22 protein-coding genes are annotated in these 25,281 nt (G+C 57.0%); 11 read left to right on the forward strand and 11 right to left on the reverse strand.

Annotation, left to right across the window (positions count from 1 at the left end):
* Nucleotides 1-143 precede the first annotated feature (143 nt).
* Together J2Y90_RS20435 and J2Y90_RS20440 are read right to left on the reverse strand one after the other, a co-directional pair.
* Nucleotides 144-3,080 carry a KAP family NTPase gene (locus J2Y90_RS20435; RefSeq protein WP_253502414.1) on the reverse strand — a complete coding sequence of 979 codons (2,937 nt, stop codon included), beginning with the start codon at nt 3,078-3,080 and terminating at the stop codon, nt 144-146.
* A gap of 427 nt (nt 3,081-3,507) precedes the next feature.
* Nucleotides 3,508-3,936: a type II secretion system protein N gene (locus J2Y90_RS20440; protein WP_253502416.1), complete on the reverse strand. Its 429-nt coding sequence runs from the start codon at nt 3,934-3,936 to the stop codon at nt 3,508-3,510.
* Between the two features lie 120 nt (nt 3,937-4,056).
* On the opposite strand from J2Y90_RS20440, the gene J2Y90_RS20445 reads away from it, so the two are divergent.
* Both J2Y90_RS20445 and J2Y90_RS20450 read left to right on the forward strand, forming a co-directional pair.
* Entirely contained in the window at nt 4,057-4,503 is a 447-nt protein-coding gene (locus J2Y90_RS20445) for a GspH/FimT family pseudopilin (protein ID WP_253502418.1), read from the forward strand.
* Nucleotides 4,500-5,108 carry a prepilin-type N-terminal cleavage/methylation domain-containing protein gene (locus tag J2Y90_RS20450; RefSeq protein ID WP_253502420.1) on the forward strand — a complete coding sequence of 203 codons (609 nt, stop codon included), beginning with the start codon at nt 4,500-4,502 and terminating at the stop codon, nt 5,106-5,108. Before J2Y90_RS20445 ends, J2Y90_RS20450 begins: the two co-directional genes overlap by 4 nt.
* 39 nt (nt 5,109-5,147) lie before the next feature.
* Here J2Y90_RS20450 and J2Y90_RS20455 read toward each other — a convergent pair whose 3' ends face one another.
* The gene (locus J2Y90_RS20455) at nt 5,148-5,819 is read right to left on the reverse strand and encodes a Crp/Fnr family transcriptional regulator (protein ID WP_253502422.1); all 672 of its coding nucleotides are present in this window, start codon (nt 5,817-5,819) and stop codon (nt 5,148-5,150) included.
* A gap of 93 nt (nt 5,820-5,912) precedes the next feature.
* Between J2Y90_RS20455 and J2Y90_RS20460 the strand changes: the two genes are divergently transcribed.
* On the forward strand, nt 5,913-6,593 hold the full coding sequence (locus J2Y90_RS20460) for a hypothetical protein (protein WP_253502426.1): 681 nt from the start codon (nt 5,913-5,915) through the stop codon (nt 6,591-6,593).
* 200 nt (nt 6,594-6,793) lie between these two features.
* On the opposite strand, the gene J2Y90_RS20465 is transcribed toward J2Y90_RS20460, so the two are convergent.
* Genes J2Y90_RS20465 through J2Y90_RS20475 form a run of 3 tightly spaced genes read right to left on the reverse strand, consistent with a single transcriptional unit; the run spans nt 6,794 to nt 9,035 of the window.
* Complete coding sequence (locus J2Y90_RS20465) at nt 6,794-7,732, reverse strand: FecR family protein (protein ID WP_253502429.1); 939 nt, start codon at nt 7,730-7,732, stop codon at nt 6,794-6,796.
* 32 nt (nt 7,733-7,764) lie between these two features.
* Nucleotides 7,765-8,316 (reverse strand): RNA polymerase sigma factor, encoded by a 552-nt coding sequence (locus J2Y90_RS20470; protein ID WP_095180176.1) that lies wholly within the window; start codon nt 8,314-8,316, stop codon nt 7,765-7,767.
* Nucleotides 8,313-9,035: a secretin and TonB N-terminal domain-containing protein gene (locus J2Y90_RS20475; protein ID WP_253505264.1), complete on the reverse strand. Its 723-nt coding sequence runs from the start codon at nt 9,033-9,035 to the stop codon at nt 8,313-8,315. The genes J2Y90_RS20470 and J2Y90_RS20475 overlap by 4 nt, the downstream gene beginning before the upstream one ends.
* A 150-nt stretch (nt 9,036-9,185) precedes the next feature.
* Between J2Y90_RS20475 and J2Y90_RS20480 the strand changes: the two genes are divergently transcribed.
* The gene (locus J2Y90_RS20480) at nt 9,186-9,488 is read left to right on the forward strand and encodes a hypothetical protein (protein WP_429461857.1); all 303 of its coding nucleotides are present in this window, start codon (nt 9,186-9,188) and stop codon (nt 9,486-9,488) included.
* 88 nt (nt 9,489-9,576) lie between these two features.
* Here J2Y90_RS20480 and J2Y90_RS20485 read toward each other — a convergent pair whose 3' ends face one another.
* Entirely contained in the window at nt 9,577-10,017 is a 441-nt protein-coding gene (locus J2Y90_RS20485; RefSeq protein WP_253502432.1) for a carboxymuconolactone decarboxylase family protein, read from the reverse strand.
* A gap of 315 nt (nt 10,018-10,332) precedes the next feature.
* Between J2Y90_RS20485 and J2Y90_RS20490 the strand changes: the two genes are divergently transcribed.
* The 3 genes from J2Y90_RS20490 to J2Y90_RS20500 all read left to right on the forward strand — a co-directional run bounded on the left by J2Y90_RS20490 (nt 10,333) and on the right by J2Y90_RS20500 (nt 12,790).
* Nucleotides 10,333-11,766: a PLP-dependent aminotransferase family protein gene (locus tag J2Y90_RS20490; RefSeq protein ID WP_253502435.1), complete on the forward strand. Its 1,434-nt coding sequence runs from the start codon at nt 10,333-10,335 to the stop codon at nt 11,764-11,766.
* Between the two features lie 123 nt (nt 11,767-11,889).
* Nucleotides 11,890-12,183, forward strand: a complete 294-nt coding sequence (locus J2Y90_RS20495; protein WP_042606795.1) for a putative quinol monooxygenase — start codon at nt 11,890-11,892, stop codon at nt 12,181-12,183.
* 205 nt (nt 12,184-12,388) lie between these two features.
* Nucleotides 12,389-12,790 carry a cupin domain-containing protein gene (locus J2Y90_RS20500; protein WP_253502438.1) on the forward strand — a complete coding sequence of 134 codons (402 nt, stop codon included), beginning with the start codon at nt 12,389-12,391 and terminating at the stop codon, nt 12,788-12,790.
* Nucleotides 12,791-12,910: 120 nt separating this feature from the next.
* Here the strand turns inward: J2Y90_RS20500 and J2Y90_RS20505 are convergent, their stop codons facing one another.
* Both J2Y90_RS20505 and J2Y90_RS20510 read right to left on the reverse strand, forming a co-directional pair.
* Nucleotides 12,911-13,822 (reverse strand): hypothetical protein, encoded by a 912-nt coding sequence (locus tag J2Y90_RS20505; protein ID WP_253502440.1) that lies wholly within the window; start codon nt 13,820-13,822, stop codon nt 12,911-12,913.
* Nucleotides 13,788-14,336, reverse strand: a complete 549-nt coding sequence (locus J2Y90_RS20510) for a hypothetical protein (RefSeq protein ID WP_253502443.1) — start codon at nt 14,334-14,336, stop codon at nt 13,788-13,790. The genes J2Y90_RS20505 and J2Y90_RS20510 overlap by 35 nt, the downstream gene beginning before the upstream one ends.
* Before the next feature lie 161 nt (nt 14,337-14,497).
* On the opposite strand from J2Y90_RS20510, the gene J2Y90_RS20515 reads away from it, so the two are divergent.
* Together J2Y90_RS20515 and J2Y90_RS20520 are read left to right on the forward strand one after the other, a co-directional pair.
* Nucleotides 14,498-14,968 (forward strand): hypothetical protein, encoded by a 471-nt coding sequence (locus J2Y90_RS20515; RefSeq protein ID WP_253502445.1) that lies wholly within the window; start codon nt 14,498-14,500, stop codon nt 14,966-14,968.
* A gap of 261 nt (nt 14,969-15,229) precedes the next feature.
* Complete coding sequence (locus tag J2Y90_RS20520; protein ID WP_253502447.1) at nt 15,230-16,504, forward strand: hypothetical protein; 1,275 nt, start codon at nt 15,230-15,232, stop codon at nt 16,502-16,504.
* A gap of 80 nt (nt 16,505-16,584) precedes the next feature.
* On the opposite strand, the gene J2Y90_RS20525 is transcribed toward J2Y90_RS20520, so the two are convergent.
* Both J2Y90_RS20525 and J2Y90_RS20530 read right to left on the reverse strand, forming a co-directional pair.
* Nucleotides 16,585-21,477: an NAD-glutamate dehydrogenase gene (locus J2Y90_RS20525; RefSeq protein WP_253502450.1), complete on the reverse strand. Its 4,893-nt coding sequence runs from the start codon at nt 21,475-21,477 to the stop codon at nt 16,585-16,587.
* Nucleotides 21,478-21,956: 479 nt separating this feature from the next.
* The gene (locus tag J2Y90_RS20530) at nt 21,957-23,351 is read right to left on the reverse strand and encodes a hypothetical protein (RefSeq protein ID WP_253502453.1); all 1,395 of its coding nucleotides are present in this window, start codon (nt 23,349-23,351) and stop codon (nt 21,957-21,959) included.
* A 291-nt stretch (nt 23,352-23,642) separates the two neighbouring features.
* Between J2Y90_RS20530 and J2Y90_RS20535 the strand changes: the two genes are divergently transcribed.
* Together J2Y90_RS20535 and J2Y90_RS20540 are read left to right on the forward strand one after the other, a co-directional pair.
* On the forward strand, nt 23,643-23,996 hold the full coding sequence (locus J2Y90_RS20535) for a hypothetical protein (protein ID WP_253502456.1): 354 nt from the start codon (nt 23,643-23,645) through the stop codon (nt 23,994-23,996).
* A gap of 324 nt (nt 23,997-24,320) precedes the next feature.
* On the forward strand, nt 24,321-25,280 hold the full coding sequence (locus tag J2Y90_RS20540) for an AAA family ATPase (protein ID WP_007913915.1): 960 nt from the start codon (nt 24,321-24,323) through the stop codon (nt 25,278-25,280).
* The last annotated feature ends 1 nt before the right edge of the window (nt 25,281 follow it).

Raw genomic sequence — 25,281 nt, forward strand, 5'->3', positions numbered from 1 at the left:
CGACTGATGTGACGAATAATATGTGAAACCAACGAAACTGATTCACTTCTCAGGAAACAGATGCATTATCGAGCACTTAAAGATCCTCTTCAGACAAGTCAACGCTAGTGCATTAAATATTGGGCTGAGCTATCTACCACATCTTAGACGACAGGTTTTTCGGCGAACTCGTCCAACACAGAAAAAACTCCATCCAAGTCTTCTCTATAGGACGCAGTGTAGGTAGATGTGAACACAAATCGACTTTCGACCTCTTCAATTTTTTTACGGATAAGGTCTCGATACTGAAGCCAGTATTGGCGCATTGATTTCGGATCAAACCCAGCTAAGAGTCCTTCTTGCGTAGCAACATATCCCGCTTCATCCGAACCAGTGAAGAAGGAATTACTCAAATTAGCTAAGCAGTGATCGATAAAATGGAAAATGTTATCTTCGTGAACATCCGGATTGAAGCAAAATTCAAATACGTATTTATTCATCAAGCTCGCAATGCCCGCGGTATCCTTTTTGCCAACCATATCGTAATAACCGCACCCTACCCCCCTACCGTGAGGAAGCGCTGAATTAATAAGTTGGTAGATTACAAACGACTTCAAATCGCAACGCGCCGACAATACCCTTCTACTGAGTGAATCTTCACCTGAGGAACTAGCCGCATCACTAATTGATTGAGCTTCACCGAGGAAATCTTCAAAGCGAGTATTGTCGACTGCTGCGAAAAAATTTTCTTTTGCATCAATGTAGTTGGTTTTAAATAGAGCAAAAACTTCTTGAGAGAGCTTTCTCATGCCCATTAGTGCAAGTTTCTCAACCGAACCGTTTGTAGGCGCACCTGGATCCTGATTTGTTATTAGAGCTGCGTGAAGATTATATACCTGTCCCTGTCGATCAGCGCAGCACTGAAGCCTGAACAACATCAAGTCATTCCATCCTAAAACCCCACGACTGCCGCCAACAAGTTGCTTTAACAAGCCATTGCACACATAAGTTTGCTCACCAAAAATTCTCCATGCAATTTCAACGATATTTTCCGGGGAATTATCTGTCCTCTTTCCAACTGTCTGCCCCCACCCCGCCCGGTCTAAAAGCCTAATTAAAGAGTAAACAGATCTTTGCCGCAAACCTATATCTTTGTATCCCACTGTAGAGTATTTAGGCAAGTAGCTGACAAGAGTATTAAATGCATCCTCTGCGACAGCCGGGGCGATGTCATAAGCTTTATTTACAAATATTCGCCAGAACTGATCATGTGAGTATTGCCCATGTTCTAGCCGAAAGTGCTGGGACATTAGAACCGAATCTATCGCCGTTCCCTTGCGAACCTGCTCAACCGCATTATGATACAGAACATATGTCTTCTGCGGCTCTGGCGTGGCGAATCTCACGATGAGCTTCAGGTAGTTCTCTAGATTTCTGAAAGATTCCTGATTGAAGCAAGCACGCGTCGCTAACACCGACTCTTCTACCTCTCCACGGGCGGGGAGATTAAGTGTCTCCACATCAAAAAGTTGTTTTAATAAAAATTTAGCTGGTTCTGGTTGTCCATCCAGCTCTTTTGAAAACTCAGCTGAGTTACTGTAGTCAGGCTGCGCATAGATACGACGAAGCGAGAAAAATCCGGCCCGCCCCTCCGTTTCCCCAGCGTAAATACGCCTGAACAACCCAGGGTAACTCAAATGTAGCAATATAAGATTAATAAGGTCACGCTTATTAAAGTCTGTCCGAGCCAAATCACTGCGTTCGAGCTGCATGAGTAACATGGCATTCACGAAACGTTTTATTTTCCGAAGATTTCCAACAAGAGGGAGATAACTAGCAGCATGATCGCCATTAAGAATGCTTGCCAGCTCAATGAGAATTGCCCCTAACTTCACCATCGTATCAGAAGGGATCGAACCCAGTTGCTTAGTCTCACGCTGCCAGTCCCTTAGTAAGAAGTCCCGAATTCCGGAACTATCGACAAATAAACTGATCTTCACCGTTACGAATTTCTCTAGAAACTCGCGGGCTCTTGAATCCTCTTCATGATTGCCGGCAAGTATCTCCGTATCGTAACAAAGCACATAAGTCGCCTGCGATAGCTTGAAGGTACGTCGCGTTGCAAAAAGAACCGAATTTATCGTTTTAGTGTCTAGACGATCAAGGTCATCAATGACAATTATCACCCGACGATCAATACGCCTGAGAACCTCATCAACATCATCCAGGAGCTCATCTACGGTTTCCTGAGACGGTTCCAGCGACAACTTAAAACCGAGAAAAGAAATATCTGCTTTTCCTTTTATTAGTCGCGAGTATCGGGAAGCGGCGGGCCGAAATTCGGGGGCGAATACCTCACGCTGGATTGCAGCTGATAAATCCCTTATCAAGCGTTCTGCAAGATCTGGCTCTGAGGCGTAACGAAGAGGTTCAAAACGAACAACAATTGCCTTGTCAACAGCATTTTCCCAATGTCGCTCTGCCAGGTTTATAAAGCTTGTCTTACCGACTCCCCATGGTCCATCGACTCCGAAAACAAGTCCGGCGTGGGCACCACTTGCGAGCACCGTTTCAGCGAACGACTTAGCCTGGGTTTCGCTTAAAAGCACGTCCTCGCTTTTGTCAAATATTTCTTCATCCGCAATAAAATAAAGTTGCGGAATCGTTTTCTTAGTTCTAGGCCAGTACTGTTGTATCAAGGGCGAAATCAGCACCGTACAGAGTAGAACAAGCAACGCTGGTGTCCAATATGGATCCACAGCGCTTAATATCATATGAAACTTTAATAGCAACGGGGATATGAGCTCGTTGACCCAGATGCCGACACCGACTGCTATTAATAAATCGACTCGAAAGCTACGAACCATTTTTGCACTCTCGATAAATGCCCCCCGTGTTAAAGCGTATGAAAAACAAAGCACCAGCACGATTAAAAGAATATGTAATTGCACAACAAGGCCTACATCCCACAACAGCGGAGCAAAGTTTTCTCCAAGACAGGATGCAACTCTCCATACTTCTGCAGCAACAAACCCTAAAACGAGCGCTCTGAAGAAGACAAGAAACTCAGGCATTTTCATCTTTGGCTTTACATTTGCCATTTGCCCCCCCTATTGCGCGATTAACAGTCTATTTCTTAACTCAAAAAAACTAACAGAACTGATATTTTCAATACTCTCCCTCATCAACATCAACATCAACAACCCATGTGCACACTCCCCCACCAACAGACTGAAGCTTAAAAAATGATAAATAACATCACCCACAAACAACAAATCCAGCCCTAAACATATATAACAAAATACCCCCTACGCAAGAGATATCTAGGAGGTTGCTAGTACGATTCGTTTACGAAAAGACTAGTTGATATTTGAGTCTCTGCCACATACCGAAAACTGGCGGTATGTGAAGGGCAGGTTTTGACCGAAGACAACCACAAACACCCCTTGCTTGTTCGTTCTCTCTTGCAGAAGCACTTTGACCTGACATCCGATCAAAGTGAAAAAACAACCAGCTTCAACCTGCAGATCACGGCCTCACCAACCTCGGCAAAACCACCCCCCCCAACCTCTCAACCCCCAACCTAACCCTCTCCCCACCCCGCTCAATCACCACCCCATCCCCCTCAACCCCCACCAACTTCACCCCAACCCCAACCTTCTCCCCCACCAAAAAACTCCTCGGCGCGCCATCATTCAAACTCAATATCGCCACCGTCCCGCTCCCGCCCGCGATCACCCCACTCACCTTGATATCCACCGGCGAAGTCTCATTGGAAAACCACTGCAACGCCGGGCTATCACTCCTCGCCGCAAGCACTTGCGGGGTGGCTGCGGGGGTGTGCGATTCCGCCGAGGTCAGCAGCAGCGACGACCATGTCGCGACGCCCACCAGGGCGGCGAGCAGTGCCAGGGCCTGGATGGTTTGCGCCGGGGTAATCCGTGCGGTGAATTTCATGGGTTGTCGCTCCTTGTTGTCCCTGTTGCCAGCCTACGCGGCAATTCTCTCCGTTTTATTTCACACGCCTTACATGTTGGCCGTGCACGATGGCGCAGGACGCAAAGGAGCGCGCGCGCGATGAACAGGCAACAGGGTTTTACGTTGATCGAGTTGATGGTGGTGCTGGTGATCATCGGGATTGCCAGTGCGGCGATCAGCCTGAGTATCAGGCCCGATCCGTTGCAGTTGTTGCGCAAGGATGCCGAGCGGGTTGCGCAGTTGTTGCAGGTGGCGCAGGCCGAGGCTCGCGCGGATGGGCGGCCGATTGTGTGGGTGGCGGATGCCAAGGGGTTTCGCTTTGGTCGGCGTGGGGATGATGGCGTGGGGTTTGAGTCGTTCAAGGAGGATGCGCAGTTGCGCCCGCGTGCGTGGCAGAGCCCGAAGGTCGAGGTGCGTGTGGAGCCCCGACAGACGGTGGTGCTGAATGCCGAGTGGATCAATCCGCCGTTGCGGCTGATTTTGTCTGACGGGGCCAATCGGCTGAGTGTGCTGCGCGATGGCAGTGGGCGGATCAGTATTCAATGAAGACTCAGCAAGGGTTCACTCTGATTGAGGTGATGGTCGCGATCCTGCTGATGGCGGTGGTGAGTCTGATTGCCTGGCGCGGATTGGACAGTGTGACGCGGGCGGACAGTCATTTGCAGGCGAGCAGTGAGCAGAGCGATGGGTTGTTGCGGGTGTTGAATCAGTTGCAGCGCGATGTGGACATGCGCGCGGGGGTGGAGTTGAGCGAGCCGCGCAAGGTCGGGGCTGAGGATGAGGCGCCGACTGCGCCGGCGGCGGTGACGGTGCGCAGTAGCGACAGCAAGGGGTTTCGGCTGGACATTATTCGTGGCGCGGCGGATCAGCCGGGAGCGTTGCAGCGGGTGCGCTGGTGGGTCAAGGGGAATACGTTGTATCGGGCGGTGGCTGACGCGCGCAGTCGCTATCCGTTGCCGGCGCCTGGGAATGGGGTGGCGGTGTTGAATGAGGTGAGTGATGTGCAAGTGCGGGTTTGGGAGGTGGATAAAGGCTGGCGGCAACTGAGCGGCAATCGTCAGGAAGATCCGGCCGGACTGGAAATCAGCCTGACCCGTCAGACGTCACAAGGGCCGGAAAAATACCGACAAGTGATCGGTCCACTCAACTGAGCAGCCCCCTTCCTCAGCACGTTTGGCGCTTATGGCAGGTTAACTCTCCCGTGCTGCCTCTCTGAGTTTTTGCACATCGAGAAGGGTGACGGCGCCGTATCGAACAGCCAACAGGCCTTCGGCCTCCCAGATTTTCAGCTGACGGTTGACGCTCTGGCGAGACACGCCCAGTTGTTGGGCGATATGTTCCTGGTTGACCTTCAGGCATGGCGCTTCTTCGATACCTGGGCCTTTGATCAAGGAAACGAGTCGGCGGGCCAACCTGACAGGCAGAGGATTGCGGATCGTGTTCCCGGCCCAATCGAGCGCCATTCGATATCGGCCACAGACCAGCCGGGTAATGGCTAGCAGGACATCGGGTCGGCGCTCGATGATTTGCCAGAATGCGCTGGCAGGTAGCACTGCAATACGCGCTTGCGAGACGGCTGCAACGTCATACTTTCTTGGTAAGCCATCGAGAAGTGGTACTTCGCCGAACCAGTCTCCAGCGACCAATTGAGTAAGCAGCACTTGGTGTCCACTGGCGCCCAGGCTATCGACTCGCAAGGTGCCTTGAATCACACGAAACATGCCCAGGGGTTTAGAGCCTTGAGGGAACAGTGCCTCTGACTTTACCAATGTCCTGATCCGCGAGGCCTCGAGCAAAATCGCGTCTATTTCTCGGGGGAGGGAAAATGATGGAGGTATCGCATCAGCAGACAATTCGGACATTGCCAAAACCCGACAATCTTGGTTCGAAGGCTCGGATAGTATCAGACGCCTCTGGCCTGTAGACGACAGGCCTGTCTGGAGCAGGAACGCACAATGTACGTCGGTCACTTCGCCATCGGCCTGGCAATCAAGGCCCGCTATCCCAGGATCCCCGCGCTACCCATCATGATGGGCGTCGGTTTTCTGGATCTGCTCGATGGGATTTTCATCATTCTTGGCTTCAACACCGTCACCGCAAATTTGAACAGCGGGCCGTACCTGTTTTTTGATCTGACCTTTATCGACTGGGATCACTCGTTGCTGGCTGCAGTGTTCTGGTCTGCGATTTGGGGACTGCTGTTCATCAAGCATCGACCGGTAGCCATCGTGGCAGCGTTGGCCGCCTTCTCTCACTTCATCGCCGACTGGCCGATGCACAACAGCGATTTGGCACTGTATCCGCACTCGGTCGAGCATTACGGTTATGGGCTTTGGGGCAAGCTGGGGACTGTCTCCTGGGTGCTCGAAGGTGTGTTCTCAGCCGCGCTGGCGGTTTATGCATGGCGGCTCAGCGCGCGCCGCGGTGTGAACTTGATCTGGCCTTGTGTGGTACTGGTGGTTTTGTTCTTGCAGCTATCGCCAGTGGCTTCACCCATGAAGTTGGTTGCCACACTCGATGAACCTTTGGCGCACGTGCTTCATGGGGTTTTGGTTTCGTTGGGCTTTCTGATCCCGGGGCTGCTGTTGTCGTGGCTTTTGGATAGAAGTGAGGGAGTGAGTATCAAGCGAGGGTGAGGTCGGTTGGGGATTGGTGGACTGTGAGGCCGTCATCGCGAGCAGGCTCACTCCTACAATGGGATTGGGTGTAGGCAGTTGGGGATTTGGTGGCCGGAAAACCGCTTTCGCGAGCGGGCTCGCTCCCACAGAAAGCAAAAGCAAGATCAAAAGATCGCGGCCTTCGGCGGCTCCTACATTTGGATTGCGCTGGGCTTTGGTTAGCTGAGGACGACCACGCCGCCGGGGAGTTCGGTGCATTTGACGCCGTAGGCATCGCGGATCAGCAATGCGACGCCGGCGAGTTGGTCGAGGTTGAAGCGGGCCTGGACGCGGCGTTGGCCGAGTTCGCGGTTGAGCAGCAGGAGCATGCCGGGGCGGTAGCGGTTGATTTCGTCGATCATCTGGCTGAGGGTCGCGCCGTTGAACACCAGCACTTGTTGGCGCCAGTTCATCACGGCGGCGGTGTCGACGGTTTGCACGTTGCCGACTTGCCGCGCGTCATAGGTGACTTGCTGGCCCGCTTCGAGGCGCAGGTTGCGGCCGTCGATGGCGACGTCGACCGCGCCGTCGAGACAGGTCACGCAGACTTGCTGGTCGGTGTTGCGCAAGTTGAAGCGGGCCTGGCTGGCGCGCAACCACCCTGCTCCGGCCTGCATGGCCAGCGGCAGGCGTGCCGTTTGCACTTCCACTTCGCCGCTGACCAGTTCAAAGCCCTGCACGCCGTTTTCGACGCTGCGCTGGTTGATGCGGGTCTGGGTGTTCAGCTCGAGGCTGACGCCTTGCGCGGGTTCGACCCGCCGTTGCTGGCCGACTTCGGTGATGTAGTCGGCGCCCAGCCCTTCGAAGCCGCCGGGAATGGTGCCGCGCACCAGCAGGAATGCGGCGGATGCGGCAATCGCGCCGCCGAGAAATGCCCGTCGACCGAAGCCGCGTCGGCCCTGCAGCGCTTCGGCGGCCGGTTGCAGGTGATGCCATAGCAGTTTGGTTTCTTCGAACGCCCGCGCGTGTTCGCCGCTCTGCGCGCACCATTCGCGCAGGGCGCGGGCGTCGGCGACGGTGGCGCGGCCCGAGGTCAGCAGGATCAGCCAGTCGCGGGCTTCGCTGTGCAGGGACTCGGTGGCCGAGGGTTCGGCGGGTTTCAGTCGAAAGATGTTCAAACGCGCAAATTCTCAACGGATTAATCGGGTCACTATTCGCTAGACGGTTTTCCGGCCCCGCGACCGAACCGCTGAAACACTTTTCTTTCCAGTTTCGCTGCGCAGAAGCCCAGCGCGGCTTTGATTTCCTTCTCGACCATGCGCGTGGAAATGCCGAAACGCTGGGAGATTTCCAGGTGCGGTGCCTCTTCCAGCCGCGCGGCGATGAAGATGCGCCGACGCCGTGCGGGCAGTTCGTACAAGGCGCTGAGCAAGGCCTGCATCTCTTTTTGCCCGCCGACGACCCGCGCCGGATCGAGGGCTTCGTCGCTCAGTTGCAGCAGTTCTTCGACTTCGGTGCCGGTGAGCAGACGCGCGTCGGCCTGGCGGCGGTCGGCGGCGATGTTCAGGGCCATGCGATACAGGTAGGCGTTGGGCTTGAGCAGGTTCGGCGGGGTTTCCATGCGATCGACCCGCAGCCAGGTTTCGTGCAGCACGTCGTTGGCCAGGTCCTCGGAGCCGAGGCGGCGGCGCAGGCGCACGCGAAAATCCTCGTAGGAGCTGAGGAACAGCTGGCCCATCACGCTTTGTCCGGCGTCTTTCATCCCCCGGAAACTCCTTCCCATCTCGTGCATTCCATGCGTTTCCCTGACGACTCCGGTAACAACAGCAACGTGACCGGCTGGCGCAAGGCGCTGGGCGTCGGCCGATCGATTGTGAGGTTGCGAAAACTTTCCACCAGCGCGTTATCGCGCCGTACATCGCCGGTCGAAGTCACCAACCGGTTGTGCTGCACCACGCCGTCGCGCCCGACCCACACCTGCAACACCGCGCGATAACTGCCCGGCCGGGTCAGCGGAGAACGACACAGCTTGCGCTCGATCGCTGCTTGCACCGCCGTCGCGTAACTGCGGTTGACTGCGACAGTGGCCGGCGTGGGTTTGTCCGTCGGCGCTGGCAGATCTTCCACCTGCGCCGCTTGCAGGGTGAACGCGTCGGCCCGGGCGTAGCGCGCCATCAGGCCGGTGCCGCCGAGCAGATGACGCAAGGCATCGGCGGCTGTGTATTCGCCATCCACGGCGAGGGAGCGTCGGCCCCGGCTCAACTGGCTGTCGACCAACACGGCAACGCCCGTGGCGCGGCTGTACTGATCCAGCGCCCGGGCCAGTTCCTGCGCCGGGATGTGCAAGGTCAGTTGCATATCCGCCGCTGCCGGGTCAGCATTGGCCGCGCAGGTCAGCAGACCGAGCAGCCACCCCAGACCCGCGCGGCGCACAAGCGTCGCCGAGCGCTGAAGACTGATCCGCGAACTGCCTCGCTGCACGACTGGCGCACCCCTGAAAATCGCTATCCTGCGGGGCATTTATGACTCTGGTATGACGGGCGGTGCAAAAAAACCATCACGGGTTTTGCCCCGCGCTTGCACTAGACTCAAACCCCAGAGCAGCCCAATCGGGCGGGCCAGGAGGCGGACATGAGAACGCGGTGGATGTGGATCTTGCTGATGACGGTGGGTGCAGCGCAGGCGGAGGAGCCGCTGGGTTGTGTCGAGGTCACGGTCGGCGGTTACAAGGCGCCGAATTACGATTGCCTGAGCCAGCAGATGGGCAACAATCCGGACGGCGCGGCGGCGGCGCAGAAGAACATGGAGGCCCTGAATGTGCCGGTGCACAAGCGCGCGCCGAATCAGGTCGGATTGGCGACACCGGCGGCCACTAGTACGCGGATGGGCAACACGTTTGGCACCTCGGTGAAACCGCAGCGGCCGCCCAATTAGGCAGGTTGATCGTTCCCACGCTCTGCGTGGGAACGATCAGATGCGCGTTTCCATGTAGGAGCCGCCGAAGGCTGCGATCTTTTGATCTTCAGTCACTCGGAGTCTGACGGAAGCTGACAGCCAAGCGGTTCCAGCTGTTGATGGTGCTCACCGCTACGGTCAGGTCCACCAGTTCACCTTCCTCGAATTGCTCGCGCGCTTGCTGGTAGACGTCATCCGGCACATGGCTTTCGGCCAACAGCGTCACCGCCTCGGCCCAGGCCAGCGCCGCTCGTTCGCGAGGGTTGAAGAAGTTGCTGTCGCGCCATACGGCGATCGCATACAGGCGCCGATCGCTCTCCCCTGCTCGCCGCGCGTCCACCGAGTGCATGTCGGTGCAGAACGCGCAGCCGTTGAGTTGCGAGGCGCGGATCCGGATCAATTGCAGCAGCGGCGCTTCGATACTCAGATTGCTGGTCAGCGCCTCCATGGCAATCATCGCTTTCATCGCCTTGGGCGAAGCGTTGTAGTAATCCAGACGCAGGGACATGGCGCGGGCTCTCGGCAGGCAGAATGATGAGTTCACGGTACGGGCTGCGCGGGCTGTGTTACAGCCCCAATTCCACGAATTGTGGGTACACCACTGGATACCTGATGCGCACATTTCCCTGTAGGAGTGAGCCTGCTCGCGATAGCGGTGTGTCATTCAACATTGATGGCGGCTGATCAACCGCGATCGCGAGCAGGCTCACTCCTACAAGGAATTTGCACCAATTTGCGGTTTTTACTCCACGCAACTACTGCCAAAAGCCCAACAACGCTAATCTGACCGACACCTCACTCAACACCCGGGAGCCTCGTCGGTATGGAACTTCATGTCGTGATCAACGGCCGCAAGGACCTCGCCGGTCAGTTGTATCAGCAGTTGCGCGCGGCGATTGAATCCGGGCGACTGGCGGCGGGTACGCAGTTGCCGCCGAGCCGCTTGCTCGCCGAGCAATTGGGCATTTCGCGCAAGACCATTTCCGACACTTATGCGCAGCTGACTTACGAAACCTTCCTCACCGGAGTCATCGGCAAAGGCACCTATGTCAACGCCCGCCCGGCGCAGGTGCAGCGCAAGCAGAGCCACACCGAGCTGGCCAGTGCCGAGGTGATCGAGAGCTGGCGCAATCTGCCGGTGTTCCTGCGCCACCCGACGCTGGAAGGTTCGCTGCGCTACGACTTCATCGGCGGCGCCACCAGCAAGGGCCAGTTCCCGCAGGACGACTGGCGCCGCTGCGTCGCCCATGCGATGCGGCAGATGGCGCAGTCGAAAGGTTTCTATAGCGTCGCCGAAGGTTTGCCGGCGCTGCGCAATGCGATCGCCCGGCACATCGCCTTTTCCCGTGGCATCAACTGTCAGGACGAAGACATTATCGTGTGCAACGGCGCGCAACAGGCGCTGGACCTGATCACCCGCGTGCTGATCCGCCCCGGCAGTCTGGTGGCGATGGAAGACCCCGGTTACCCGCCCGCGCGCTTGCTGTTCGGCACTCATGGGGCTGAGGTGGTCGGCGTGCCGGTGGATGCCGAGGGTATTCAGGTCGAGCAGATTCCCGATGGCACGCGGCTGATTTACGTGACGCCGTCGCACCAGTTCCCGCTGGGCATGGCGATGAGTCAGGCGCGCCGCGAAGCCCTGCTCGCCCGGGCCCATGAGCTGGGCGCGATCATCATCGAGGACGATTACGACAGCGAATTCCGTTATGAGGGCCGGCCAACGGACTCGCTGTTCAACCTCGATCAGCGCGGCATCGTCGCTTACGTCGGCACGTTCTCGAAGACCCTGCTGCCGGAGTTGCGCCTCGGCTACGCGATCCTGCCACCGGCGATCATCGAGGCGGTAATCCGCGCCAAACAGCTGACCGATCTGCATGCCTCGACCCTGCCGCAATGGGCGCTGGCCAAGTTCATCGCTGAGGGTTGCCTGCTCAAGCACATCCGCCGCTGCCACACGATCTATGCGCAACGGCGCGAACGGATTCTCGAGCGCATGGCAACCGATCTCGCGCCATGGCTGCAAGCCGTACCGGCCAGTGCCGGGTTTCACATGGCGGTGTTGTGCAAGGTGCCGATCGATTTGCCGCTGGTCATCGAGCTGGCAAAAAAGGTCGAGGTCGGCCTGTATGCGATCAGTGGTTTCTACTATCAGCAGCCGGCGAAGGAGGGCCTGTTCTTCGGTTTCGGCGCTATCGAAACCCTCGACATCGACATCGCTCTGGATCGCCTGCGCGACATCCTCGAACAGCTGTCATGAGCCGTTGGTATAAGGCTTTTACTGCCGATTGGTTATTGGAGATCCAGGGCGGCAGGCCTATTCTGCACAGGCGTTATCCCTCAATGAGCAGGATTCGTCCGGCCTGATTCAGGAGTGTGAGCAATGTCCAGCGAAGTGATCAACACGGTTCAGGTAAAGGCTGCTGCGGGCCGCTCGGAAGAGCTCGGCAAGCAACTGCAGAAGATCGTCGACACCCTGCGCGAAACCCCGGGCTGCGATTCCTATCTGGTCGACCGCTGCCCCGAGGACAGCCACCGCTGGACGGTCAGTGCGCGCTGGCAGTCGGAAGCGGCGATGCAGGCGCATTTCAACCGGCCCGAGGCGCAGGGATTTATCGACCTGATCGATAGCCGCCTGGCCAATAGCGTCGATTTCAACAGCTTTCCTATCGTTTAAAAGCAAGATCAAAAGATCGTCCGATCGCGGCCCGAGCCTTCGGCAGCTCCTACTCTGGAATGCGTTCCCCTGTAGGAGCTGCCGAAGGCTGCGATCTTTGCTTTTGACAAAGATTGGTCACCTGATCTTCGCGAATATTGGCCGTTTGAACCGGCCTCATTGCGGCCTACTGTGATCACACCTCAACCCTCACAGGTAACCCGCCATGAAAGCTCTGCCCTTCTTCGCCGCTGCCCTCGCCTTCACCCTGTCCGCTTCGGCGATGGCCCACGACCCGTCCGAGAAAATCACCGTTCTGCAAGAACAACTGCTGAAAAACGCTCCCGGCAAGAAAGCCATGATGATCGAAGTCGACTACAAACCCGGGCAATCCTCGATCGCCCATAAACACGAAGGCACTGCGATGGCCTACGTGCTCGACGGTGAAGTGATTTCCCAAGTCAAAGGCGAGCAGGCAATCACATACAAGAAGGGCCAGTTCTGGTACGAACCGGCCGGATCCGAGCATCTGGTGTCGAAAAATGCCAGCCAGAGCAAACCGGCGAAGTTGCTGGTGTTCATGGTGCTGGCGCCGGATGAGCAGGTGTTGATTCCGTTGGAGAACTGATGGCTGATTCACTGCGCTGCCATTGTAGGAGTGAGCCTGCTCGCGATGAGGCCGTATAGACACCACAAAGCCCTTGGACAGAAAAAAGCCCCGGCCTCTTACGGCATCGGGGCTTTTTCGTTAACCGAGAAGACACCGCCAGATTTTGTTCTCCCTGCCAGTTTGATAGCTTGAACGGCTATTGAACAATGCCTTGTCAAGATCAAAAACCGCCAGTGCGTCGGCAGCTTGGCTGTCCACAATTCGCAGAAAACCGTTGCGACCGAATGTTTGATCCAGCGCTCCGTTTGCCTGGAAGCGGGCGAACACCACATTGCGGTCTGTTGTGCCTGGAGAGTCCGCTGTACCGGCAATCACGAGTTTTCCATCAGTTCGGATAGTGCCTGAACTCCAATTGGTTGAATGGCCATCCACCTGGGTTTGCAGCGGTTGTGCGGAATTGAACTGAATATTGAATTTTCCGTCCGGCTCAAGACTGATCAGCAGGCCATAACGCGCCGTAAGCGTAGAACTTTCCCCAATGGCGAGAATACGGTTATTACCTTGCCGGGCAAGATGGGATATGAAAAAGCTTGCGCCATTTGGTTCACGGATATCCACCCTGCCATTAGTTCCAAAAGAACTTTCGTAATGCCCTGCCTGATCCACCTTTACGAAAATTGCGCTGTACACATTAGCCGAATCCCTGACATGTCCGGCGCACAAATAGTTACCGTCCGTGGTTTGCAGGATACTGACCAACTCTACGCCTGCGTCAGGTTCCGTGAGTGCGACATATCCGACACCGTTAAAAGTCAGGTCCAGTGCCCCATTACTCTCCAGACGCACAATATGATCAACACCCGCGTACGAGTAAACGAGCAGGATTCTATTATCCGGCAATACAATCGCCTGAGCCGGTGAACTATCACCAGTGGATTGACTGGAAAATTTCGCTGAAGCATTGCCCGCGTCGGCATTATCAGAACGCGAGGGCAAATTATGAACAATAGTGCCGCTATTGCCGAAAAGAAGTGTCCGGCATACCGTCATCGTTGAAACGTGCCAGGGCCAGTTTCGGGGAAGAAACATCCGGCACGTAATATATTCCCATCAACACGACATGAAGTGCGTTGTCGATAGATTGCAGCAGGATACTGGAGGTGACTGAATGGTCTCGCCCATGGCTATCGTTAAATTGCCCTGAGAGATACCCGTCTTTGCCAAACGTTTTTATCAGATGCCCGTCAGCATCAAGACAAAAACATCCGAACTCGCTGCTGGACGAGAGAAAGGAAGTACAACCGAAGAATGATCTACCGTCTTCAGCCAGTGCAACGGACGAAACTCCGATGGGTCCTCCGCCTGCGTGGAACGGCACGAGAGTCGAACCCCGGTCGCCAAAGTTCGGGTCAAGCGGGTCAGTTGCGAGCTGATGAGTATGCATCGGGATCTCTCCATAGATAGCGCAGGGCGGTTTATGTACAAATACATGAATAACCAGGTACTGCTGCGCGACCATAGACGAGTTCCAAATGACTCGACCACTGACAGAAATGACAGTCACGACGAACGGTCTTGCCTCTCCGAAAACCACAATAGAGCCAACCAGTCAACTGTAATACCTGGCAGTTGAACCAGTTGCTGTTATGCGCTACATCTCGTCACTCTGTTTATCATTCTTAGCAGCCATGCAGCTAATAAATAACTTAATAAGGGCGATACAACATGAATAACGCATTAGAGGAAGACAACAATAAACAATCCAGAAGAAACGCCACCGGGATTTTTACCGCCAAATTAGGCGATGAGGATCTCGCTCTAACCGAACAATTTATTGAGAGCCTTTTCACTTATTTTGCGGTTGGCGGATCTAAAAGAGTTAATAATATAGAAACAAATGTCCAATTCTTAATGCCACCCAACCCGGCGGAGTACAACGAATATGGACCTGCAGATCTAAAGGTAGCCATCGTCATAATTATAGAAAATTATGCGGACGGCAGATTCGTGCAGACCAGATATGTGCCGATAGACGGCAGAGTGGGATTCCATTATGAACTTAAAGACCAACATTATCTCATTCAAGGAGATTACAAATTCGAAATACAGAACGAAAAACTTCCGTCGAAGCCAGGTATCCTCCTGACGGGTGAATTCGATTTGAAAGCTCGCGAATATGTACTACCTCGCCCCTAGTAAGAGCGAGGTAGTACCTTGACCAGTCGCTCAGCAATTTATTGACCAGACCATTGAGTGATGTCTCAGCACTCGAAGTTACTGGAATCGCACGACAAATTGAAAAAGCCGATCTGATTTTGCTACCTCCGTCAACTGTCAGTTATAACAGTTGACGGGCACCTTGAGTACGATCACTACTCTACAACCATCGTTTCAGTAGTAGGACTCAGTGATTCTGTAGTTGGCGGTGGGGAGCCTTCCAACTAAAGGAGTTTCAACATGTCTGCGTCCATTCGTAAACCCGGGAGCCTCGATCCGACTTTTGGCGATCAAGGAATTGCGAAACCTGCCTACTCCGACGACTCGAACGGATTCATTTCCGGACTCACCATTACGCCTGATGACAGGTTCCTGGTTACCGGCAGATCTGGCTGGAATTACGCCATCATCTGCCTGAATACCGACGGCTCCCTATACCCCGGCTTTGGCAAAAATGGCGTGGTCACGGGAGTGTTCGAACGTGGATTTCTCTCGACAGCGGGCCATACCTCGGTGTTGCCGGATGGACGGATTCTGCTGACCGGCTTCTTCGAAGAAGCTGAGTACAGCCCACGCCTGCCTGCGGCCGCTCGCTTTCACCCGGACGGAAGACTGGACACGACTTTTGGCTCCGGAGGCACGACAGTCATTCGATTGCCTCTGGATGGGCCACCTCCTGGCATCCCCAATACCGTGAAAAATGAAGGAAACCTCTCCAGCAGCGTCAGCTCTACTGTCATGCAAGACGGCAGCTTCTGGATGGTCAGCAAACATCATTACAATTTCGCCGAGTCAGTGGGCGTTTTGAGCAAACATCAATCAGATGGCGCTCTTGATACAGGTTTTAACAAAGGTCATGGATACCTCTTGGTTCGACACCCTGAGTATTCGACGACTATCAACGCACACCTGATCCAATCAGATGGCGCAATCATTCTTGCGGGAACGGCTTACGTGGATGGGCGCTCCGTCGCATTGACCGCCCGTATTACACCTGACGGAACCCCTGACAGGACGTTCGGTGATTCAGGATTTTCTCTGAGTACGGACATCAGCCAGCCGACTCAAATTTTGTCGATAGCCCTACAGAATGGGAATATCACGGGAATAGGTTCGACAACCGCCAGTCCGCAGGCAGGTTTAATCCAGAACCTGAGTCCTGATGGTAGCTACAACCCGACTTTCAACGAAGGTAAACCGAAAATCACAGTAATTGATGAAAGCCCCTTCGGTTCAGAATGGATGGACACGACTACTGACTCCAACGGAAACATTTTGGTAGCGGGTAATAGTTTGGGCGGTGAAGAGGCTGACGGCTTGGTAGGACGCTACCGACCCGATGGAACACCGGATGAACGTTTCGGCGAAGAAAACGGCATCATGCGTATCAAAGTAGGAACAAGCATTGATAGAGTGGCAGCCATCGCGCTTCAGGGTGATGGCCGCATTGTTGTCGCCGGAGACTTTCACACGTCTAAAGGCTTCAGACCGTACATCGCCCGCATCTTGAATTGATTGAGGTATTAGCCGCTTGCTTCAGGCAGAAAAAAGCCCCCGCATCTCACGATGCAGGGGCTTTTTCATTCAACCGCTACTCAAGCAAGCTCAAGTTCCGCAGTCGCAGCGGCAGGCACAATAACCTGCCCACTCAACGCCAGATCAAGCAGTTCACGGTTGGCCACTGCATACATGGCGTAGTCCGTGCCGCTTGCAGCACGGATTTCCACCAGCATGGCGCGCCAGCGCTCGATCATGCTTTCGTGCTGGGCCATCCACAGTGCCAGACGTGCTTCCACGTCTTGGGAACCGTCGCCCTGTTGCAGGACGGAGATGGTGATCGCCCGTTGCTGCCAGTCGACGTCATCACGGAACGCTTCACGGGCCAGGGCCTGCCAGTTGTTTTCCACCGGCAGTGCGCTGATCTGTTGCAGGTACCAGGTGATGTCCAGCGCAGAGCCGACGGCGAAGTAGGCCTTGGCCACCTCGGCCGGGTTCTGCCCGGTGACATCGGCCGCTTCGATGATCGGCAGCAGCGTGTACAGGTGCGAAGTGCCCGCAACCATACGCGCCAGCAATTCCGGCACACCGGCTGCGACGTAAGCCTGATAGCGCGACTGCCAGTTCTCGCGGATTTCGCCGCTGAGCAGTTCGTCGAGCTTCAGCCCCAGTTCTTTCAGGTGCGGACCGAAATGCGCGACGTCACGGGCAGCGTTCTGCTCGTTGCGGCGGGCACGCAGGAACCAGCGCGTGGCGCGGCGACCCAGACGCATCAGCTCGTCCATCAGCTCCAGCTGCACGTCAGCGGAAACCTGATAGTCCAGCGCTTCGATCTGACGGAACCAGTGCGGGAGATGGAAGATGTCGCGCACGATCACGTAAGCGCCCGCCACGTTCGCCGGGCTCATGCCGGTCGACTCTTTGAGTCGTTGCACGAAGGTGATGCCCATGTGGTTGACCAGATCGTTGGCGATCTGGGTGCTGACGATCTCGCGCTTCAGACGGTGACGACGCATGGCTTCGGAGAACTTGCTGACCAGGGTCGGCGGGAACGCCGTTTCCATGTCGCGGGTCAGGTAATCGTCGTCCGGCACCAGCGAACCGAGCAGCTGTTCCTTGAGGTCGATCTTGCTGTAGGAAATCAGCACCGACAGCTCAGGACGGGTCAGGCCGTGGCCCTCAGCGACGCGCTCGGTCAGTTGCTCTTCGGTCGGCAGGAACTCGATGGCGCGGTCTAGCTTGCCACGGCCCTCGAGATCGCTCATCAGACGCTTGTACTCAGCGATGCGCGCATAAGCACGGCGCGCCGCCAGGGACAGGGCCTGAGTCTGCTTGTAGTTATTGCCCAGCACCAGATTGCCGACTTCGTCGGTCATGCTCGCCAGCAACTGGTTGCGTTGCTTGTCGGTCATGTCACCGGCCTGAACCACTTCGTTCAGCAGGATCTTGATGTTCACTTCGTGGTCGGAGCAGTCCACGCCACCGGCGTTGTCGATGAAGTCGGTGTTGGAACCGCCGCCATTGAGACCGAATTCCACACGACCCAGTTGGGTCATGCCGAGGTTACCGCCCTCGCCCACCACTTTGCAGCGCAGCTCGTTGCCGTTCACGCGCAGTGCATCGTTGGCCTTGTCGCCGACATCGGCGTGGCTTTCGGTGCTGGCCTTGACGTACGTGCCGATACCGCCGTTCCACAACAGATCCACCGGCGCCTTGAGCAAGGCGTTGAGCAGTTCGGTCGGGGTCAGCTTGTCGGCCTTGATGTCGAAGCGTTCTTTCATCTGCGGCGAGATCGCGATGCTCTTCGCGCTGCGCGAGAAGATACCGCCACCTTCGGACATGATGCTGGTGTCGTAGTCGGTCCAGGCCGAACGCGGCAGGTCGAACAGACGCTGACGCTCGACGAAGCTGGTCGCCGGGTTCGGGTTCGGGTCGATGAAGATGTGCATGTGGTTGAACGCAGCAACCAGTTGCAGCTTGTCGGACATCAACAGGCCGTTACCGAACACGTCGCCGGCCATGTCGCCGACGCCCACCACGGTGATGCTGTCTTCCTGCACATTGATGCCGCGCTCGCGGAAGTGGCGCTGTACGCCGACCCACGCGCCCTTGGCGGTGATGCCCATTTTCTTGTGGTCGTAACCGGCCGAACCACCGGACGCAAACGCGTCACCCAGCCAGAAGCCGTAGTCGATGGCGATGCCGTTGGCGATGTCGGAGAAGGTCGCAGTGCCCTTGTCCGCCGCGACCACCAGGTACGGGTCATCGTCGTCATGACGCACGACATTGACCGGCGGCACCAGTGCGCCGTCCTTCAGGTTGTCGGTGATGTCCAACAGACCGGAAATGAAGATGCGGTAGCAGGCGATGCCCTCGGCCGCGATCTCGTCACGGCTGCCGCCCAGTGGCAGACGACGCGGCAGGAAGCCGCCCTTCGCGCCCACCGGCACGATGACCGAGTTCTTCACTTGCTGGGCTTTTACCAGGCCGAGCACTTCGGTGCGGAAGTCTTCTTCACGGTCGGACCAGCGCAGGCCACCACGAGCGACGTTGCCGAAGCGCAGGTGCACGCCTTCGACGCGTGGCGAGTAGACGAAGATTTCAAACTTCGGCACTGGCTTCGGCAGTTCAGGAATCGCATGCGGGTTGAACTTGAAGCTGAAGTACGACTTGTTCTGGCCGTTGGCGTCAGTCTGGTAGAAGTTGGTACGCAGCGTGGCTTTGATCAGGTCCAGATAACGACGCAGGATGCGGTCTTCGTTGAGCACCTGAACGTCGTCCAGTGCGGTCAGAATCGCTTGTTCCAGACGCTGTTGCTTGTCTTCCAGATCGTCTTCGCTGAGCTTGCGCGCCAGGTAGAAACGGGTCTTGAACAACCGGGTCAGCTCGCGAGCGATGTCGGTGTGGTTGTTCAACGTGCTGGCGATGTAACCCAGATCGAAGCCCAGACGAATCTGCTTCAGGTAACGGGCGTAGGCACGCAGCAGCGCCACGTCGCGCCACGGCAGACCGGCGGTCAGCACCAGACGGTTGAACGCATCGTTCTCGGCATCGCCACGCACGATATGGACGAACGCGTCCTGCAGGGTGTCGTTGAGTTGCTGGATGTCGAGGTCCAGACCTTCAGCGGCGGTGAAGGCGAAATCGTGAATCCAGAACTCGCGGCCGTTGGTGTGGCGCAGGCGATACGGGAACTCACCCAGTACGCGCAGACCAAGGTTTTCCAGAATCGGCAGGACGTCGGACAGCGCCAGCGGCGTGTCGGCGTGATACAGCTTGCAATGCAGCTCGCGCTGGCCGGAGACCTGACCGAGCGGCTGATAGAAGCTCATCACCAACGGGTTTTTTTCGTTGAGGCTCAGCAAGTGCTGCATGTCGACCACGGCCGAATGCGCAGCGAAACGCTCGCGGTAGCCGGCCGGGAAGCCTTTCGGGAAGTCGGCCAGCACGTTGGTGCCGTGGGCTTCGCCGAAGCTTTCGACAGTCAGTGCGGCGTAGTCGTCCTGCCAGCTGCGGCAGGCCTGAACCACTTCTTTTTCCAGCAGTACCGGGTCGATGTCGAGGCGGTTCTTCGGATCGACACGCAGAATCAGCTGCACGCGGGCCAGCACCGATTCCGAGAAGAAGGTCCAGAACTCGCAGTCGGAAGCCTTGAGGCGCTCCATCAGCACTTGCTGGATCTTCTGGCGGACTTCGGTGGAATAGATGTCGCGCGGCACGTAGGCCAGGCAGTAGCAGAAGCGACCGTACGGGTCTTTGCGCAGGAATACGCGGATCTTGTTGCGTTCCTGGATCTGCACGATCGACATGACGGTGGTGAACAGTTCGTCGACCGGGGTCTGGAACAGGTCGTCACGCGGCAGCACTTCGAGGACCTGCGCCAGTTCCTTGCCCAGGTGAGCCTTGGACTGGAAGCCGGAGCGGCGCTCGATTTCTTCGACCTTGCGACGGATGAACGGGATGACCCGCACGCTCTCGCCATACACCGACGAGGTGTAGAGGCCCATGAAGCGGTGTTCCTTGATGACTTTGCCGTCGGCATCGATTTCACGGATCGACACGTAGTCCGGATAAGCCGGACGGTGCACACGGCTCGGGTGCGCGGCCTTGGCGAACGACAGCAGGGTCGGTTCGCGCAGGTAGGCCACGGCGTAGTCTTCGATGCGCAGGTCTTCGTAGGTCAGGCCGGTGCGCAGCAGTTTGGTCAGGCCGAGGAACGAGCTCCGGTCGTACTCGATGTGGCCGCCATCGGCCTGATCGGTGACCACGAACTCTTCGTAGCCGAGGAAGGTGAAGTGGTTGCCCACCAGCCATTCCAGGAAGCTTTTGATTTCGTTCTTTTCGTCGGCATCGACGGCGAAAGCGCTGGTGTCGAGCTTGGTGAGGATTTCCTGCACCTTGGCTTTCATCGGTTCGAAATCGGCGACCGCGACGCGCACTTCACCGAGCACTTGCTCAAGCTCTTTGCTCAGCACATTCAGCTCGGCCGCGTTGGCGCAGCGGTCGATTTCCAGGTACATCAGCGATTCGTGCAGCACGCCTTCGCCGGTGCTGCCTTTTGGCAGGATTTCCAGCAGTTCGCCCTTGCTGCCACGACGCACGCTGAGCACGGTGGTCTGCAGGGTGTGAATGCTGTAGCCGCGACGGTTCAGCTCGGTACGCACCGAGTCGACCAGAAATGGCAGGTCGTGGTGCAGCACTTCGACCGCGGTGTGGGTCGACTGCCAGCCGTGACGTTCGTAATCGGGGTTGTAGACACGCACTTGCGGTTGCGCGTGATCGAAGCGCTCAAGCAGGCGCCACGCAGAGAGAGTACAGCCAGCGAGGTCGGAGAGCCGACGTTGAGTCAGCTCGTCCAGGGAAATGATGCCGAAGAATTGTTCAGCGAACAGCGCCACTTGTGGCAGTGCCTGTTCACTGATGTGCTGCGCCAGTGCCGCTTGCAGTTGGTGCTGGAAGTCGGCTTTGCTGGCTGCGGTGAAGAACGCCATCTGTGGTACTCCGCTTAAGCTTGTTATTGATGGAAAGCGTCGCGTGCAACACCCCTTTCGGGGCCGGTGTCGCCCTGTTCCTGATTCTCGGGCAGAGGAAACAGGGAGACAGGTGGGTGAAGCTGGACGGGACACTCAGGTCACATTCACCTTCCATGAATGAGCATCTGCAAAAGCGACTGCCAGCGCCGCCAGCAATGCCTTTACGGGTGCTCATCCGTTGCGAAGCTTAATGGGTGCGACAATGTGTCTGCTTGCGGTGCTGCGACATATTCGGTCATTGGCACGTAAATGCAGGGTTTCGCCTGCTTCAACACTAGCAGGCGTGAGCCGGAACGCAGGCTCGACACCCCGGTTTCACGGGACTTTCGTGCCAGGACGGTCGCCAAGAGCGTTACATATCCGGAAACGAAAACGCCCAAAGCCTTTTTATCGACCCTGAGCGTGGCATCCGGTTCAGCGCCAGCGGTTGACGCGGATCAGTCCGGCAACTCTTCGAAGGCTCTGAATTTGCTCACCGTGGCGCAGTCGTAGCACACCGTTTGCAGGATCTGCTTGTCCATGCTGGCGTCGATGTTGCTTGAATCGCATTCGCGGCAGAACAGGCGCAGGTGGCTGAGCAAGTCGCTATCGAACGCCACGGCGGAAAAGAATTGCGGGACCAGTTCGTCACGCCAGTACATGCCCGGCGATTTCGAAAATCCGGCGCCACTGTCCTTGAGCACGACGTCGTAAAGCAACCGCTGCAAGGCCGTTTGCGGCACCCGCGCATCGCGATGGGCATTCTTGCGCCAGTTGCGCGCCAGCGCGTCCTGCGCCGTGCCCAGCATGTTGCGTGGAATGGTGTTGGAGGCGTGACTGCGCCCTTTGGAATTGCCGGTGGCATAGAAATGCGCGGCGTTTCTCACTGCCAGCCGGGCGAAGTAATAGAGCTGGCTGACCGAAAAGTCCTGCAGCAACTGCCCGACCACCTCCTCGGCGCGGGCTTCGGCCGTGAAGGCAAAATCCACTTCAGCGGCCAGCACACGGATGTATTGAATGGACGCTTCGCGGGCAAGACTGAAGACCAGCGAATAGATTTCGCTCTTCCAGGCAGCTTTTACGCTGCCCGACAACTCCTGATAAAGCACCCGGTACAAATTCTCGCGGGTACTGCGCGCCACGCCGTCGAGCGTGACGCTGGGCAGCCATCGCACCGCGCTGTACTCGCGGATATTGCAGCCCTCACTGCGATCGAAGGCGTTGATGTCGGAGTCAGTGGAAACTGCCAGCACCCCGGCTTCGTGCAGGCTTTTGAGCAACTCTTCACGGGCCTCGAACGTCAGGGCGAGCAGTTCTTCTCTGGATGGCGCATTCAATGGCGCAATCCATTCAACGGTTGCGCCGTAACCATCATCCAGCAAGGCGAGCAACGTCAACTTCTGCACGAACCCCAGATTGGCGTAGGGGACTGCGGGGCATCGCGCGCCATATCGAGCCTCCAATTCCAGGCGATCACGCGCGGCCCGGGCGGCAAGCTGCTGCTGGCGCACCTTGAAACATTCTGTGCAGTTGCAAGTCGTGTGGCGGGTACTGGCGCCGGGAAGGCTTTGCTGGTGCTCACAGCGCACGCATTTGAAGGTACTGCGCAGCGAAAGCGGAGTACCTCTGGCGTGTCGGCGTACCCACATCGGCAGTTTGCAGTAGGGACAGCTGAGCTCGGCACTGACGAACGGTGGCAGAACCTTGAGCAGGCTGCGCACTGTTCCAGGGATCTGAAATTCCGCCATCAGCGCGGCAGTTTTTTCGCCTTCGAGATAGCGCTGGTAGAGGTGCTCGACCTGTTCATCGGACAAGTGGCGGATTTCTTCGGCGCGCTCGAAGTATTGGGTCATGGCAAAGGTCCTTTTTGGGGTTTGGGTAACGCACTCCATTGCGCAAGAGCGGCGAAACTACCGATAAAAACGTGGCTATCACAAGCGAAAAATCGCAATTACGGCCGGATTTTGCGCATCCGGTAATTGCCTTACGCTGACGTCGGATTTCCCCTTCTCGCTACTCCGAAGTGGGCGACGGAAATGTCCTGCTTTGCCACTTTTGCCGATGCAGGCAGCGCGAATGAGCAGAGACTGGCAAAATCGCGCCTTCGAACAGATTCACCGCCGCCACTGCCCAGGATTTTCCCCATGCAAATGACCACCGCCCTACTGATCGTCAACCCGTGCGACGACGAAGAAGACAACATGGCCATGCTCTGCTGCCACAGCGACAAGGGCGAGATGTTCCTGATGAGCCGTTATCCGGATGAGGATGAGCTGGAGATCACTCTGGATGGCGAGCCTTCGACGCTTGACGGGGTAAAAGTCACGCTGACTTCGAGTCTGCTGAAAATCGAGATCGCCGCGGCGGATGCCGATGCGTTGAATGGCGATGATGTGCTGGAGATCGCGTTCAACCCGGATATGGTGGATATGGATGAGGTTGTCGAGACGTTGAAGAATATTCTCGATGGGACCGGGACCTTTATCAGTCAGATTTGATGGTGTCCGGGCTGGCCCTATCGCGAGCAGGCTCGCTCCCACAGTACGGTGTACGACGATCCCTTGTAGGAGTGAGCCTGCTCGCGATAGGGCCAGAACTGCCGCCCGATGAATTTTCTGCTGACGGAAGATCAAAAGATCGCAGCCTTCGGCAGCTCCTACAGGTGATTGCATTCCAATCCTGGAGCTGCCGAAGGCGGCGATCTTTTGCGCTTTTCTACAAAATGCCGTTAGTCGCCGCCCCCTGCGATGGATTAAAGTAACGCCCCCAGCCCCGGCGTTATCCGAACGCCCCGGCCACTCCCTTTCCAGGAACAGTCACCGATGGAACATCGTGAAGCGCTGCTGGCGCTGCGAACCTTTCTTTCAACGCAGATTCTCGGCCAGGAAAAACTCATCGAGCGCTTGCTCATCGCCCTGCTCGCCGACGGCCATATGCTGGTCGAGGGCGCACCCGGTCTGGCCAAGACCAAAGCGATCAAAGAACTCGCCGAGGGCATCGAAGCCCAGTTCCATCGAATTCAGTTCACCCCCGACCTGCTGCCTGCCGACATCACCGGCACCGAGATCTATCGCCCGGAAACCGGCAGTTTCGTGTTCCAGCAAGGGCCGATCTTCCACAACCTGGTGCTGGCCGATGAAATCAACCGTGCGCCGGCCAAGGTGCAATCAGCCTTGCTCGAAGCGATGGCCGAGCGTCAGGTCAGTGTCGGCCGCAGCACGTATGAACTGTCGCCGCTGTTTCTGGTGATGGCCACGCAGAACCCGATCGAACAGGAAGGCACCTATCCGTTGCCGGAGGCCCAGCTCGACCGTTTCCTCATGCACGTCAAGATCGGCTTCCCCGACGCCGCCGTCGAGCGCCGCATTCTGCAGCAAGCCCGTGGCGAGGCGCTGAACGGCGAGACCAAGCCAGAACGCCGGGTCAGCCAGCAGGCGATCTTCGCCGCGCGCAAGGAAATCCTCGGTTTGTACATGGCCGACGCCGTGGAGGAATACCTGGTGCAACTGGTCATGGCCACGCGCAATCCGGCCAAGTTTGACCCGGAAATGGCCGAATGGATCGCCTATGGCGCCAGTCCGCGCGGTTCGATCGCCCTTGACCGCTGCGCCCGCGCCCACGCCTGGCTGGCCGGTCGCGATTTCGTCAGCCCGGAAGACATTCAGGCCGTGCTGTTCGACGTGTTGCGCCACCGCATCATTCTGTCGTTCGAGGCCGAAGCCGCTGGCATCGATCAGGATCGCGTGGTGCAGCGGATTCTCGACGTCGTCGCCGTCGCTTGAC

The sequence above is a fragment of the Pseudomonas koreensis genome (assembly GCF_024169245.1).
GTDB lineage: Bacteria > Pseudomonadota > Gammaproteobacteria > Pseudomonadales > Pseudomonadaceae > Aquipseudomonas > Aquipseudomonas koreensis_F.

Excerpts from the sequence above, each read along its gene's own strand:
- J2Y90_RS20495 (WP_042606795.1), top strand. The coding sequence starts at position 11,890 with ATGTCCAGCGAAGTGATCAACACGGTTCAGGTAAAGGCTGCTGCGGGC.
- J2Y90_RS20515 (WP_253502445.1), top strand. The coding sequence starts at position 14,498 with ATGAATAACGCATTAGAGGAAGACAACAATAAACAATCCAGAAGAAAC.
- J2Y90_RS20435 (WP_253502414.1), bottom strand. The coding sequence starts at position 3,080 with ATGGCAAATGTAAAGCCAAAGATGAAAATGCCTGAGTTTCTTGTCTTC.
- J2Y90_RS20520 (WP_253502447.1), top strand. The coding sequence starts at position 15,230 with ATGTCTGCGTCCATTCGTAAACCCGGGAGCCTCGATCCGACTTTTGGC.
- J2Y90_RS20440 (WP_253502416.1), bottom strand. The coding sequence starts at position 3,936 with ATGAAATTCACCGCACGGATTACCCCGGCGCAAACCATCCAGGCCCTG.
- J2Y90_RS20470 (WP_095180176.1), bottom strand. The coding sequence starts at position 8,316 with ATGAAAGACGCCGGACAAAGCGTGATGGGCCAGCTGTTCCTCAGCTCC.
- J2Y90_RS20485 (WP_253502432.1), bottom strand. The coding sequence starts at position 10,017 with ATGTCCCTGCGTCTGGATTACTACAACGCTTCGCCCAAGGCGATGAAA.
- J2Y90_RS20455 (WP_253502422.1), bottom strand. The coding sequence starts at position 5,819 with ATGTCCGAATTGTCTGCTGATGCGATACCTCCATCATTTTCCCTCCCC.
- J2Y90_RS20505 (WP_253502440.1), bottom strand. The coding sequence starts at position 13,822 with ATGACGGTATGCCGGACACTTCTTTTCGGCAATAGCGGCACTATTGTT.
- J2Y90_RS20490 (WP_253502435.1), top strand. The coding sequence starts at position 10,333 with ATGGAACTTCATGTCGTGATCAACGGCCGCAAGGACCTCGCCGGTCAG.
- J2Y90_RS20445 (WP_253502418.1), top strand. The coding sequence starts at position 4,057 with ATGAACAGGCAACAGGGTTTTACGTTGATCGAGTTGATGGTGGTGCTG.
- J2Y90_RS20525 (WP_253502450.1), bottom strand. The coding sequence starts at position 21,477 with ATGGCGTTCTTCACCGCAGCCAGCAAAGCCGACTTCCAGCACCAACTG.
- J2Y90_RS20530 (WP_253502453.1), bottom strand. The coding sequence starts at position 23,351 with ATGACCCAATACTTCGAGCGCGCCGAAGAAATCCGCCACTTGTCCGAT.
- J2Y90_RS20535 (WP_253502456.1), top strand. The coding sequence starts at position 23,643 with ATGCAAATGACCACCGCCCTACTGATCGTCAACCCGTGCGACGACGAA.
- J2Y90_RS20450 (WP_253502420.1), top strand. The coding sequence starts at position 4,500 with ATGAAGACTCAGCAAGGGTTCACTCTGATTGAGGTGATGGTCGCGATC.
- J2Y90_RS20500 (WP_253502438.1), top strand. The coding sequence starts at position 12,389 with ATGAAAGCTCTGCCCTTCTTCGCCGCTGCCCTCGCCTTCACCCTGTCC.
- J2Y90_RS20460 (WP_253502426.1), top strand. The coding sequence starts at position 5,913 with ATGTACGTCGGTCACTTCGCCATCGGCCTGGCAATCAAGGCCCGCTAT.
- J2Y90_RS20540 (WP_007913915.1), top strand. The coding sequence starts at position 24,321 with ATGGAACATCGTGAAGCGCTGCTGGCGCTGCGAACCTTTCTTTCAACG.
- J2Y90_RS20480 (WP_429461857.1), top strand. The coding sequence starts at position 9,186 with ATGAGAACGCGGTGGATGTGGATCTTGCTGATGACGGTGGGTGCAGCG.